The 14,066-nt window shown below is 41.6% G+C and carries 9 protein-coding genes and 1 pseudogene; 1 reads left to right on the forward strand and 9 read right to left on the reverse strand.

Annotated features, from left to right (window positions below; translation table 11 throughout):
* Positions 1 to 34 precede the first annotated feature (34 nt).
* The 3 genes from ACJJIW_RS10465 to ACJJIW_RS10475 all read right to left on the reverse strand — a co-directional run bounded on the left by ACJJIW_RS10465 (position 35) and on the right by ACJJIW_RS10475 (position 2,330).
* Complete coding sequence (locus ACJJIW_RS10465; RefSeq protein WP_444937288.1) at positions 35 to 1,393, reverse strand: hypothetical protein; 1,359 nt, start codon at positions 1,391 to 1,393, stop codon at positions 35 to 37.
* Between the two features lie 511 nt (positions 1,394 to 1,904).
* Positions 1,905 to 2,015 carry a hypothetical protein gene (locus ACJJIW_RS10470; protein ID WP_413665889.1) on the reverse strand — a complete coding sequence of 37 codons (111 nt, stop codon included), beginning with the start codon at positions 2,013 to 2,015 and terminating at the stop codon, positions 1,905 to 1,907.
* Positions 2,016 to 2,048: 33 nt separating this feature from the next.
* Positions 2,049 to 2,330: a hypothetical protein gene (locus ACJJIW_RS10475; protein ID WP_444937289.1), complete on the reverse strand. Its 282-nt coding sequence runs from the start codon at positions 2,328 to 2,330 to the stop codon at positions 2,049 to 2,051.
* A gap of 945 nt (positions 2,331 to 3,275) precedes the next feature.
* On the opposite strand from ACJJIW_RS10475, the gene ACJJIW_RS10480 reads away from it, so the two are divergent.
* Positions 3,276 to 4,115: a right-handed parallel beta-helix repeat-containing protein gene (locus ACJJIW_RS10480; RefSeq protein ID WP_413663199.1), complete on the forward strand. Its 840-nt coding sequence runs from the start codon at positions 3,276 to 3,278 to the stop codon at positions 4,113 to 4,115.
* Between the two features lie 543 nt (positions 4,116 to 4,658).
* Here ACJJIW_RS10480 and ACJJIW_RS10485 read toward each other — a convergent pair.
* From ACJJIW_RS10485 to ACJJIW_RS10510, 6 genes and pseudogenes are all read right to left on the reverse strand, one after another.
* Positions 4,659 to 5,033, reverse strand: coding sequence for a cysteine peptidase family C39 domain-containing protein (locus ACJJIW_RS10485; RefSeq protein WP_444937290.1), 375 nt, complete (start codon positions 5,031 to 5,033; stop codon positions 4,659 to 4,661).
* A gap of 426 nt (positions 5,034 to 5,459) precedes the next feature.
* Positions 5,460 to 6,554 carry a hypothetical protein gene (locus ACJJIW_RS10490; protein WP_444937291.1) on the reverse strand — a complete coding sequence of 365 codons (1,095 nt, stop codon included), beginning with the start codon at positions 6,552 to 6,554 and terminating at the stop codon, positions 5,460 to 5,462.
* 156 nt (positions 6,555 to 6,710) lie between these two features.
* A pseudogene (locus ACJJIW_RS10495) lies at positions 6,711 to 6,815 on the reverse strand (hypothetical protein); the annotation flags it as partial.
* 987 nt (positions 6,816 to 7,802) lie between these two features.
* Positions 7,803 to 9,113 (reverse strand): hypothetical protein, encoded by a 1,311-nt coding sequence (locus ACJJIW_RS10500; RefSeq protein WP_444937292.1) that lies wholly within the window; start codon positions 9,111 to 9,113, stop codon positions 7,803 to 7,805.
* A 494-nt stretch (positions 9,114 to 9,607) separates the two neighbouring features.
* Positions 9,608 to 10,903 (reverse strand): hypothetical protein, encoded by a 1,296-nt coding sequence (locus tag ACJJIW_RS10505; RefSeq protein ID WP_444937293.1) that lies wholly within the window; start codon positions 10,901 to 10,903, stop codon positions 9,608 to 9,610.
* 576 nt (positions 10,904 to 11,479) lie between these two features.
* Positions 11,480 to 12,772 (reverse strand): hypothetical protein, encoded by a 1,293-nt coding sequence (locus tag ACJJIW_RS10510; protein WP_444937294.1) that lies wholly within the window; start codon positions 12,770 to 12,772, stop codon positions 11,480 to 11,482.
* Positions 12,773 to 14,066: the final 1,294 nt, after the last annotated feature.

Below are 14,066 nucleotides of genomic sequence, written 5' to 3' on the forward strand. Positions count from 1 at the left end.
CCCAAAGGGCACCTTAACGAAAGTCTCTATTAGTCTACTGTATAAATGTAGCGCTATTGCCGTCTCCAAGTTGGGTAACACTGATAGCATCATTAAAGCCAGTTTGCGTAACCGATATGTAGTTACTGCTACCGTCTTGAGATAATGTTGCAGTGTTTTGCATGCCGCTCTGGGCCAACTCAATCAAATTCAAGTTACCTGCCTGCAACATGGTTGCTGTCTCCGTATCTCCATCCTGTGTTGAGGTAATTTCGTTCTCATCACCTTCCTGGGTGATATCCAGTGAGCCACTGAATGCTGATTGGCTAGCTGAAACCATATTCATATTTCCAATTTGTTCAACAGAGGATGTATCCGATGAACCACTTTGTGTGACAGTAGCATCGTTTTGTGTACCGTCCTGGGAAATAATATTGGAGCTATTGTCAGTCGACGCCTGTAAGGCTGTAGCCATATTGGATGAGCCCGACTGATAAATTTCAATGTTGTCACTGGCTCCTGATTGTGTTGCCAAAGCCATATTATTGTCATCACTTTGGCTAATATAAATGTTACTTTCAAAAGCACTACTTTGTGTGGCAACCGCTGATTGATTATCCCCATATTGGTAGATGGATAATGTATTGTCTGCAGTATCAAAACTAGTAGCACTGGCAAAATTGGAGTCTCCGGACTGTACTACGATAGCACTATCGGAACTTGAGGTGTTTCTGTTAATTGAGGCATTGTTGAAATCACCAACCTGACTTATCAAGTCTGAATTGGTAAAGGAGTTAAGGTGAGATATCCCAGCAGCATTTTGTTGCCCGAATTGAATTGTGGTAGCGCTGTTACCAGAGCTTGCTGTGTTTTGCAATGTAGTTGAAATATTTAAGTCACCGGATTGGGTAATGACTACAATATTGCTGGAACTCGTGTCCTGAGTACTAGTAGCCAGGTTTTGATCGCCATACTGGCTGATTGAAATAGAATCAGAATCTGAGGAGGTTTGTTCAGAGCTGGCAAAGTTAGTGTCACCATTCTGGAGGATTTCACTGCTACCGTTTGAAGCGGTTTCCTGACTGGTTAAAACGATATTGTTATCCCCGACCTGGAGTGCTGATGCCGTAGTGCTGGTTGTGGCATCTTGTGTCGAGGTGACACTATTATTATCTCCCTGCTGTGTTTGATAAATGGCGCCGCTGACATTGCCATTAGTTTGACTGGCATCAGCGTCGTTGTTATCACCAATTTGTGTTTGCACAATAAGGTTATCAAATACGGTCGGATCACTTTGATCAGCTGTCGCGTTATTATCTGTACCCATCTGGTTCTGGATGACAGTATTTTCCGCATAGGAAATCCCACTGATCATAAAGGATAAGGCCGTGGCTATAAGGGAATAGGTCTTCATTGGATAACTCCTTTACCAATTTGGACTTTGGGTAGTAAGCATATACTCTGCCTTTAACATCCATATAAAGGCAGAGTGTTTTTCGTGTTTCTACGAAAAATTATGTGCGGTCAATAATGATTGGGAATCTTAAGTGGAGGCTAGTACATAAAAAATATCACTCTACTACACGATGATATGGTTTAAAGCCATAGGTTGGGTTGTTAGCCATTTGATTTATAGCGTCAGATCAATCAAAGGCTACTTTAATTTTTGTCGATGAATTGGTATGTAGCTATGAGAATTTAGTTTGGCAAAGTTAGGAATAAAGTCGAGTTTGCGTTTTGACTGACTACGTACTGGGCTGATCTATATTTTATAGATTGACAAGAATATAGGGAGGTTGCGCCCTGATGATCAAATCAGCTCACCGATCAGCACAGCTTTCGAGACAACCTTGAAAGGGCTAGATTATTGCTGCTGGTAGTTTGCGCTGTTGTCACCACCTATTCGTAGTATGTCAGCACTGCTATTAACCCCCAGTTTGCATCATTTGTATAAAGTTATTGCTACCAATTGGGGAGAGTTCGACAGTATTTTGTCTCCCACTCTGGGTTAGACTGAGCCCATGATCGCTACCTATTTGGTGAGTGTAGAGGTGAGTCTCTTCTCCACTCTAAGTGACGTTTACACTATTAATATATCCCTCCTGCAGTAGTTGCAGTTCGCTACTTGTGCCGCCCAAATTCACTGTTTTAATATTACTACTGCCGAGTTGATTAATAATAACCTCATTATTAGCTGTAGAGATAAGACTAATATCGATAGTGCGTCTGGCCCCAGCTTGTATAATCTCTACTTTGTCATTATCACTAGTACTGTGAATTAGAAAAACCTGGTTGTCCGCACCAACTTTCTTGATATAGTCTATTGCCGAGTTTGTCGTGCTAATAAACACCTGGTTTGTTTTGAGCAGAAATCGTACTATTGTTAGAGCTATTGTTAGAGCTATTGTTTGAATCTATTATTGTTGGTTTGTTGCTAAGTCCTATCTGATGAAATTGCATTTCTCCATTGATAATATTACCTTGTGAACTAGTGGCAGAATTTTCTGTGTTTTTTTGATAGACAGAAATAGAAGCATTTTTAGAGTAGGTTTGAACACCTTGGGCGTTATTTTAATGGTCTAACTGGATATAGTTAAAATGGCTGTTAGTAATGGAGTCTTGTAGTGAACTTCCCTGGTTGCTATTGCTAATCTGTTAGCCACTGGAGCTTGTGTCTCTTGTATTTTCCTGAGAAGCAAAGGTATCGTTATCATCGCCGAATTGTATTTGTATGATCTGGTTGCCAATACTAGTAATATCGCTTTGGTAAGTAGTGGCACTATTAACGCTACCCTACTGATGCAGTGATTTAATATTTGTTTCAGCCTAAGAATCTGTGGTAACAAGTGAAGCTAGAGCAATGTAAATACGAGCCTTGGTGTACATGATAACTCCTTTCTATGATCGAACATTAAGTAATAGTTTTCCGGAGCAAGTACTTCTATCATGAGTAAGTTTTATATAAATAATCTAAGTCTTTCCTAATAAGCTGCATACATTAGCTGGCGAATAAAATCGTACTTTCCCAAGTTGGATCAGAGTATGGTGTTCTGGATTAAATGTTAGTAATACTTAGAAAGTAATTGCGCCAGCTTAGGGTTCTGTTTTTAATCTTTGTTGTCGATTTAGCTGCGTTAGATTCTTCAAAGGAATGACTTGGTTTTTTTATTCATTCGAACGTCAATTACTTTGGGCAATTTTTCTTATGGTGGAAGTTATTATTGCATCCAAACTTAGGGGACTCAGTATCTCTGTGCTGAGGTATATTATTTTTTCTGAACTGATAGGAGTTGGATGTGAAAATTAAGCAATCTGTAGATAAGGTGGCACTATTAGCGATAATGGCTTTTTCGGCGTCTTCATATTCATCAATTACCTTGGCTGAAGTGGCTTGTGGCGATGTAATTACAACTGCAGAAGTGCTTACTGAGGACTTATCTTGTGATCTAACAACCGATGAACCTGATGCACTTACTATTGTCGGCCCAAGTGGCAGCTTAAATATGGGCGACTATTCCCTGACCTGTACTACAGGAGGGGATCTAGGTGGTGCAGGAATTCGAATCGAAGGCAATGGCGCCACCCTCACTGGAGGCGTTATTGATGGCTGTTTTGATGGAATTTTCTTAGAGGGAGAGGGGTATCACAAAGTACTTAATACCGAAGTTGTTAATAGTGTTAATGATGGGATAGATATAGATAGTATTTACAATACTATAAATGACTGCGTTATTACTGATAGTGGTAGAGTCGGAGTCGATATGGATGATGACTACAATACTTTTTCTGGCTGTACTGTAACAGGAAGTGTTGCCGACGGAATCCAGGTGGATGATAGTTTTTCACGAGTTTTTAACAACACTTCAAGTGGAAATGGAGGGGCTGGTATTCTAATAGAAGGATCGTCAAATAATGTGATATCACAGAATACAACTACCGACAATGGCAACGGTGATAGCCAAGATGGTGGTATAGTTCTTATTTTTACTAATTCCAACTTCAATATTATTTCTGCGAACTCTTCTTTTGATAATGATCCTTTTGATCTGAGGGATACAGTTGACCCTGATTGCAGTGGTACTAATATTTGGGTAAACAATGAATATCTCACTAAAGATCCAGATTGCCTGGATTGACAATTTTTTCGAGCGAGTCTTTTTTCAAAGTCTCTTAAACTGGTGGCTACATCTTGTAGGATTTCATAGCGGGCTTTATTTAACTTGTCTATAAAATTTATCAATCAGTTGTCTATTGGGAGCTTGTATGTTAAATATATGAGCTTCCTTTTTTGTGATTAGATTCTGGTAGAGTTCTACTGTACTTTCACATAAAGTAAAAAACGTTCAAGATCAGTAGCTTATATAAGGCTCTCGAGTACGTGGCTGGTAGCATTTTCTTTCATTAGATGTTTTTGTATAAATCAAATTATACTTTTTCCTTAATATTAAAGCCTATGGTTCATCTCTTTCGGATAGCTGCATTTTTTAGTGGTTAATGCCTTGAAACTGCGCGATATTGTAAGCAATATTCCAGTTTTGTACGGCTCGGCTGTAAACATCCAATGTCCTTGTAATTTGTACTATAGATTCTGATTTCATCCATAGCTTTACGGTAGTTCGACGTTTTTCTTTCTTAGCGGAAGTGGGTGGTTTTCTTACATCATAATATCCACTTGGACATTATTGGAAATCAGCAGATGCCTCACCATCGGATAGGCGTGCCACAATAAAATAACTGCCATCGTGTGCCTTAGCGATAGCGGGCAGCATGGCATTACTCAGATCGCTGACATCAGACGCTAGCTGCTTGGCCTTTAACGTAAGGACCTTGGTTGCTTGTAGGAGCTGGGTATCAGAAAAGGATTGTCCTTCATGACCAAACTGGTGGGAAAGTTGATCAGGCTCAGCAGGCAATTGATGGAAACGCGCTATGGCAACCAGCGCATGCAATCCTGTGTCGATCTCTGAAACTGCCTCCATCTTACTACTACGCCGCAACATCCATGTTAAATACAACTTTATAGCAAGCAAAAGCCCTGCTATACCATCTGCCATCCCGGAATCATTCCAGAGCGCACGCAGTATAAACAAACTTGAGAATCGATCTCAATAAATAGAAAATAAAATAAAATATAGTTTATGTGACTAACTTATCAGTCATTGTGTAAATAATTCACTTTCTTCGTCGGCCTATGATCTTGCCCCGTTTTAACGGGTACCAAAGTCAAACAGATGAGGTGTCCGTTAAAACGAGGCAAGATCAGTAGGTTTTTGTTCGTTTCGACATACAATGTTCTTTGGTTCAAAAGAGGAAGCTGATGTTTACGTGTACTACTGATCCAGAAGGAATACACTGTTTCTGAGTGCTGCTGTGAATGCACATCGGTAAGCTCGTATTTGGCATCCACAGCTCATACAGCCTTAAATACAGTTTTTCTTTCTCTCCTGACTTCTTGTAGTTGGTAACTCCTAAGGCGTAGCCTACTGCTGTTGATAGCTTGCGCTATTGTTACTGCCAAGTTGCAATATGTTAATGTTGCTATTAATTCCTGTTTGCATCATATAGATATAGTTGCTGTTACCAAATTGGGAGAGTGTGGCAGTATTTTGTCGCCCACCCTGGGTTAGATCCAGCTCATTATTACTACCTATTTGATGGGCGTATAGGTTAGCTCCCTCTCCACCCTGAGTAAGATTGACACTATTAAGATATCCATCCTGTTGCAGTTGCGTTCCGCTACTTGTGCCGCTCAAATTTAAGGTACCAATATTACTACTACCTAATTGATTAATAGTGACTTCATTATCAGCCGTAGAGATAAGACTAATATTGAGCGTTTGTTGTGTCCCTACTTGCAGAATCTCTACTGTATCATTGTCACTGATACTGTGGACCAGGAAAATCTGGTTGTCTGAACCGGTTTGCTGGATATGATCTGTTGCGGAGTTTGTCGCGTTAAGAAACACATTGTTTTGATTGCTGTCCCCGCTCTGGGTAGAAGTTAATCTGTTATCAGAGCCGTTATTGGAATCCGCTACTGTAGATTTATTGCTAATACCGGTTTGGTAAAACTGCATTTCTCCCCTGGTAATAGTGTCCTGTGAACTAGTAACTGTATTTCCTGTGCCCTCTTGAGCGATAGAAATAGAAGCATTGTCGGAATTCGTTTGGACGCCTTGAGCGCTATTTTGACTGCCCAACTGGGTATAGTTGAACTGACTGTTGGTAACTGAGCCTTGTAATGAGCTTCCCTGGTTGTTATTACCAATCTGGTAACCACTGGAACTTGTATCTCTTGTGCCTTCTTGTGAAGCAAAGGCATTGTTACTATCACCGATCTGCGTCTGTAATATGGAGCCACGCAAATTGCTGTCGCTCTGTGTTGCCTCTAGTGAGTTATCGTTACCAATTTGTATTTGCGTAATCTGGTTGCCAATACTGGTAATGTCGCTTTGATCGGCAGTGGCACTATTATCACTTCCTTCCTGATAGAGAAAAGTATTATTGTTTTCAGCCAGTGAAAATGTGGCAGAGAATGAAACTAGAGCGGCGCAAATACCAACCTTGGTGTGCATGATAACTCCTTTCTATGACTGAACAGCAAATAGCAGTTTCTTGAAGTGAGTACTTCTATCATAAATACAGTTTATATGGAGATATCTAGAATTTCATGGCCTATTTTTTCTTATTTATTTTTAAACGTTGTATCTGGAGATGGCTCCCCACTTTATTTAGGAAAGCCATTTAATCCATTTTTTAGTAAAAATAGCGCTATTGTTATCTCCCAGCTGAGCAATGTGTATACTCTCGTTCGCACCCATTTGGGTAAGCATTAGAAAATTATTGTTGCGATCCTGAGTTCAGGTGGCGGTATTTTGTTGGCCAATCTGCATGAGATCTAACTCGTTCATCATTGCGGTCAAACTTAGTGTTGCTATTTCATTAACACTATCTTGGAGTAAATTGATAAGATTCTATTCTCTATGTTGTTCGGCCAAAAGGTCAAGACCAGAACTGAATTGCTATTACCGCTTTGAAAAATTACTATAGACATATTTGAGGTGCTATCTTGAACAGAAACAATAAAGTTATTATTTCCCTCCCGGGTCTGGATAATACCTCCTCCAGTATTTCCATTTATCTGACGTGCATCTATATCATTGTGATTTCCAGTTTGTGTCTGGTCTATAAGGTTATTACTAATAGTTGGCTCTGGTGTGTGCATTGTGGCCGTATAGCTTTCTGAGCTACTTAGAGGTTCCCGGGTGGGAATATATTTTCAAGTCATAGTTTCCGAACAATCGATTAAATTAAAATATAATACCTACTGAACTTGAGGTGTTAAATTGTCACTCTAAATGGCGATAAAGGTCGATATGGCTTTGCACTGCAAACTTCGAATCCATCTAATTGCTATTGATGTCTTAATCTGCCTTGGTATTACTCGCATACTGGCTGTTTAGATGTGAATCGATAATCTCAAGAGCGCTACTAATATATCCCTAAATCGATATTTCTATATGGGTCACCTCCTATGGTCAATGAGCCAGTCGCATCGAGTGTTGTCAGGCCTGGCTGTACCTTTAATTTGTGCGGATAGTAAATTGCTGATCAGAATCTCTGGGATGTTGAAAATAATGACGCTCTAAAAAGTTATTGTGCAGTAAAGAATTCTTAGCAAGTTGGAAAAGTATGGATTTATTAGGAAAAAATTCCTGGAGAGATATTGCACATCTCTCCAGGTGTGAGTATTTAATGCGGGTTTAAATAAAATTAGGTTATCGGTAGGGTGCTTGCTGTTTGTTGATTGCCCCTAAATTCAATCACTGGGAAATGGTGCCGCTATTGTTATCCCCCAACTGGATCGCGGTGATAGTATCGCTGGTGCCAGTTTGAGTAACGGTTAAAGTATTGTCATTGCCGTTTTGGGTGAGGATGGCGGTATTCAGCGTGCCGCTTTGGGTCAGATCTATCTCATTGACCGTGCCGGTCTGGCTCAACATAGCTATTTCACTAACGCCATTCTGCACCGCATCGATCAGATTATCTACACCATTTTGTAGAGCGTACAGGCTGTTGTCGGCGTTATCTTGGTCGACATTTATGTTACTGGAGTCATCCATTTGGATAACTTCCGCCATATGACCGGAACCCGATTGATTAACTACGGCAACATTTATAATATCGCTTTGGGTAACCGATACATAACTATCTGAAACGTTAGTTTGAAAGATTGTAAGATTATGGAAGCGCCCACTCTGAAGGGCAACCGCTGTACTATTGTTTGCATTGTTTATTTCTGCATTGATAGAGTTGCCATTCCCATTTTGTACTAAGTTGTTGGTCTGATTAAAGCTCGAGGCAATGGTGGAGTTGGTAAGGTGGGAATTTCCAGTCTGGATAAGGCTGCTGATATTGTTGGCGCCGCCAGTGCGATCTTGTACAGTGCCAACATGGGTGTTGCCCGTTTGAAAAATCGTAATGGTAGAATTTGAAACATCAGTTTGGATTGGAGTGGGATCGTTGCTATCGCCATAAGTTTCCGAAATTGCTGTTGAGGAATCCGAATTCTGCTGATTTAAATCGGGGCGGTTACCCTCACCAACAACGGTAAAACTAGCACTGACATTGCTGTTATTCGCTTGAAATGATTCCCCGTCGTTATTATTTCCTTCAATGGCATAGATCACCGTTGTATCTGAATTTCCTGTTTGCATATTTTCTATTTCATTGCCGTTTCCTGTTACATAAACGCCGATAAAGCTAGTGGCGTTGGAAGTCTGAGTGGTTTCTAAGTCGTTGTTGTCACCGATAGCACTGGTTTCTACCGTTGAGTTAGTGTTGCCGTCTTGGGTGCTAAGCGATACATTATTGCTGCCCTCCTGATACTGGCTAATGGTGCTACTGTTATTGCCATTGGTCTGCGATGCATCGACGGAGTTGGTTGTTCCGATCTGGACTTGTTCAATCAGGTTGTCGCTAATCGTGGGGTCGCTCTGATCCGCGTTAGCGGTATTGCCGCTACCATCTTGAAACAGAATATATTCATTGTTGTCAGCATAGGCGGGGCCACTGATGGCGAGGGCCAGTGCGGTTAGGGGTAGTACAGTCGCGGCGATAGGTAAGATTTTCACAAATAAGTCCTTTATGTTAATTGGCTATGACACATTAATTGCAGTCGCAGCGCTTCCTGCATCACACAGGCGGCATCGATATCCAATTCCGGTGTTGGTTAACAACAAATTAGTCTGCCGTTGTAATTCGCCCGATGTTGGGGAATTTTATTGGCCCTTAATGGAGAGAATTAGTGAGACTACTGACTGACACTGGTTTCAAGCCATTATTGTTAGCATGAATACTTGGTTATGCTGGGATATTGACCTTTGACTTCCTTCTCTACAGTCTCTGGACCGAATAAATCCGCGCTATTTGAATCCCGAATTATTGGTAGAAGTATTAAAAGAAGGCGTAGGAAAGGAAATGGGATAAAAGCACTGAAAAACTAGTAATAAAGTAGGTCTGGACGTTTTCGTAAGTGTGTCTATTCTATAGTGATTTTCTAGGATCAGAGCTAGTTGACAGTAGGGGGGGAGTCTATATGCGACGTATACAGACTCCCCTGGTCAATTCATTGTGTAAAAGTAGCGCTGTTGTTATCACCTAGCTGGGTGACACTAATGGTATCGCTAAAGCCGGTTTGAGTAACCATAAGGAAATTACTGTTACCGTCTTGCGAAAGGGTGGCGATATCCTGCTGGCCGCTCTGGGTGAGGTCTATCTCATTTAAGGTGCCGGTCTGGTTCAGTGTTCCTGTCTCACTATCGCCGTCCTGCAGAGAATTGATCAGGTTTTCCTCACCGTTTTGCAGAGCGTACAGATCGTTATCAAAGCTTTGTTGATCCGCATTGATTTCGTTCATATCGCTCATTTGAATCGTTTCTATCGTATGATCAGAGCCGGTCTGTTCCAGAAAAACAGAGTTGCTATCGCCAAATTGGCTGAGGTCAAAACTGTTATTGGAAACCGTCTGTATTATAGCGCCTATGGAGTTGTTGTCCCCCTGCTGCAAAACAATCCCGGTACCGTCACTGGAGTCTGTTACCGAGGTGGACACCACATTGCTATCGCCAATTTGTTCGAAATAGTTGTTTTGCGAGAAGCTGTTGAAGTTGGCAAAGCTGCCAATATTGGAGTCGCCAACCTGGACAATGGTGCCGGTATTGTTGGCGCTGCCAGTTTGATCCCCCGTGGCTCCCGTATTGCCATTTCCGGTTTGGAAAATCATAACGCTGGTGTTGGAGCTGTTACTTTGGGTGGTGGAGATAATATTACTATCGCCGTAGCTTTCTGAAACCAGTATCGCTGAGTCGGAATCTGCTTGCAGGGACGATGCGATATTGCCATCACCAACAAAGGTGAAATCCATCAAGCTATTCGATAAGTTCTCCTGGAGCGAGATCCCGAAGTTGTTATCCCCATCCATGGTATATAGCTGCGATGTATCGGATGTCGTATCTTGGGTGCCGCCCCCGGTATTACTATTACCCGTTATATATACGCCCATGGTGCTATTGCTGGTAGCCGTCTGCGACGTATCTGAATCATTACTATCACCGGTCAGATAGGCTTCTGCGGTTGAATCAGTGGTGCCATTCTGATCGCTGGTCGAGGTGTTGTTGTCACCTTGCTGGTACTGAATTATCACACCGTTGGTATTGCCGTTAGACTGGGTGGCATCCGCATCGTTGTTGTCACCAATTTGGGTCTGCTCGATCAGGTTGTTAAAAATGGTGGGGTCGCTTTGATCCCCGCTGGCGGTATTGCCGGTACCATCCTGGTAGAGGATATATTCATTGTCATCTGCATGAACCAGACCACTGATGGCAAGGGATAGAGCGGTAACGGCTATAGGTAAAATCTTCACAAGTAACTCCTTTACTTCAACTCGTTATGGGGCTTTGACTGCGCCCACAGTACTTCCTGTACAACACAGGTGAAATCTGTATCCAATCCCGGTGTAAACGAACGGCGACTACATTCCGCCTCTACCGTCCGCTGGGCATTGGGGGGTGATTTGATCGGCCCTAAATGGTGAGAGAAGTAGTGAGAATGCTTGCTTACACTAATCCCAAGCCATTTTTTTGGCATTAATGCTTGGAGATGCCGAGGCTATATTCATTTTGCTTCGATTGAAGTGAAATATTTATTCCAAGTTTTTCACCTGTATTAGGTGATTGTACTATTCATTTAATTTGCTCCTATTTGGTTTGTTGGTCGGTCAAGCTATAGTGAAGTGATGAATGACTCCTACTTTCGGTATCGCTTTTAGTATTATTAATAAATAAGATGATTGGTATGAGATAAAAGCACTGAGATGCTAGTAAAAAAGTCTGCTTTACATAGTACTTTCATTACAGAGTAATATTGATGTTTGGTAGTGGATAGAATATGGACGGTAACGAGGAGCCCATATATAAGTATATGGGCTTCCATTAACTAGTTACTGTGTAAAAGTAGCACTATTATTGTCACCCAACTGGGTAACGCTAATACTATCGCTAAAGCCGGTTTGGGTCACCATTAGGAAGTTATTGTTACCATCCTGAGATAGGGTGGCAGCGTCCTGTTGTCCGCTTTGGATAAGGTCTATTTCATTGAGGGTACCCACTTGGTTGAGCGATGCCATTTCGCTATCGCCATCCTGTAAAGAGGTGATCAGGTTTTGTTCACCATCCTGATAGGCGTAGAGGTCAGCCTCGAATCCTGTTTGCTCGGCGTCGATCATATTCATAGTATCGTTCTGAATTATATCGGCACTATGTGATGAGCCGGACTGAAATAAGAAAGATTCGTTACTCTCACCTGTCTGGGAAACACTTGAAATACTGTCAAATGCGAGATCTGCATTAGTGAAAGCATTATTGTTGTCACCCTGTTGAATAATGATTGAGTTCAGATTGGCAGAGTCAGAGATCAGTATAAATGCATCATTTTGATCACCAGACTGCAATATATAATTGGTAATATCGCTGCCAGTATTTGTAGTGGCGCCGGCAGAGTTATCGTCCCCATACTGCTCCATGAGATCCATCTGGTTAAAGCTGGGAGTATGGTTAAATCCTACGTTATTTGAACTGCCAGACTGTATAGCGGATATGCTGTTATTCGAGCTATCAATATCGTTACCGGAAAATGCATTAAAGTCTCCAGTTTGCTGAATGACTATGGTTGTGTTGAAGCTGTCAGTCTGGTTTGTGGATGCGATGTTGTTATCACCATTTATTTCGGCATTGAATGATACTGAATCTGAGTTTGTTTGACCTGATCCAAATATATTATTATTCCCATTAACGGTGAATATCATTACACCATTGGAGGTTGATATTTGCCCCGATCCTCCGAGGTTGTCATTACCTGTAACGGTATATTCCTGCGTCGTATTGCTTGTATTCTGTTGAAGGGGGGAAACGTCATTCGTATCGCCAATCAGGGTAATTACTAAGGTAGTGTCAGTGGTTCCATCCTGAAGCGCGATAGAACCGTTAGAGTCACCCTCCTGATACTGAGTAATTACACCATTGGTGTTGCCGTTGGATTGTGTTGCATCTACAGAATTATTATCCCCGATTTGAGTCTGTTCGATTAGGTTGTTAAATATAGTGGGGTCGCTTTGGTCTCCAGAGGCCGTATTGCCTGTACCATCCTGATAGAGGATATACTCATTGTCGTCAGCATGAACGAGCCCACTAATGGCAAGGGATAGAGCGGTAACGGCTATAGGTAAAATCTTCACAAGTAACTCCTTTACTTGAACTCGTTATGGGGCATTGACTGCGCCCACAGTACTTCCTGTACAACACAGGTGAAATCTGTATCCAATCCCGGTGTAAACGAACGGAGACTACATTCCGCCTCTACCGTCCGCTGGGTATTGGGGGGTGATTTGATCGGCCCTAAATGGTGAGTGAAGTAGTGAGACTGCTTACTTGCACTGGCTCCAAGCCATTGTCATTGGCATTAGTACTTGGATATGCCGGGGCTATGATCATTGGCGGCTTTCAAAAAAAGACTCAATGATTTCAAATTTCTGGTGAGCATAAGTGCCCACCATTTGTCATAGATTTTTCTCCTCTGTAATCCGTTTGATAAGATCCCCCAAAAGTTGAAACCCAAAGCGTTTCAGGCATTGAAGCCTTGAAAAAGTATTGGCAAGGAGAATCCTTAGGGAAATGAGATAAAAGCACTGAGATACTGGGAATAAAGTCGGATAATTTTTATTATTTTTAGGGTTTTCGGAAGTGGGAGTAGGGCAGGATGGTAGATTTCATGAGATTGATACATAGCTTTACTGCATAGAAATCATAGTATTATTGTTGCCAAACTGGGTGGTGGTGATGCTATCGTTAAACCTTACCTGGATAGTCGCTAAAGACTTGTTATTTCCATTTTGGGTCAAAATGGTGCTATCCGCTTGGCCACTTTAAATCAGATCTATTCCACTAAAAGTTCTCGTCTGATTAATTGTAGAAACTTCTGAGATGCCAGTTTGGAATACATCAACCTAGTTAATTTTGCATCTTATAGTACCAAAGGGTTTTAATTGGAGTCGGCTCGTTCAGCTATTATAGGGCCCGAGTTAACTTGCAGGAGTATACTGGTGCTATGATCTGATCCAGTCTGTAGTGATTCTATGGCAGTAAAGTTTCTAGTTTGAGTGATATTAGACTTGCTATCAACTACTGTAGCGCCTTCATGGGAAAATCCTGTAACCCTTGACTTGTAGTTAATGAGAGTGGAAGTAGAAGGTCCCGCTCAAGCTAGTCGATCAACCCTGATTGATCATCGACTGATAGCTTTAAATACTTCTGCTACCAAGAACTGCTTCTAGATTGATTCGACCTGCTTAACATGGGATGAAGGGAAGTGAGACTACGGACTTGCACTGACATCATGCCATTGTTGTTGGCATTAATGCTTGTCTATGCCTGAGCTGGGACCTAAACAGAGTATTGTGGATAAGTGCTGGCCAGGGTATAGGAAAAAAGCACTGAGATTCTAGTAATAAAGTTTATATGACCCCCTAGCTA

It is taken from the genome of Microbulbifer maximicatervae (SeqCode) (assembly GCF_052467815.1).

Excerpts from the sequence above, each read along its gene's own strand:
- ACJJIW_RS10465 (WP_444937288.1), bottom strand. The coding sequence starts at position 1,393 with ATGAAGACCTATTCCCTTATAGCCACGGCCTTATCCTTTATGATCAGT.
- ACJJIW_RS10485 (WP_444937290.1), bottom strand. The coding sequence starts at position 5,033 with ATGGCAGATGGTATAGCAGGGCTTTTGCTTGCTATAAAGTTGTATTTA.
- ACJJIW_RS10490 (WP_444937291.1), bottom strand. The coding sequence starts at position 6,554 with ATGCACACCAAGGTTGGTATTTGCGCCGCTCTAGTTTCATTCTCTGCC.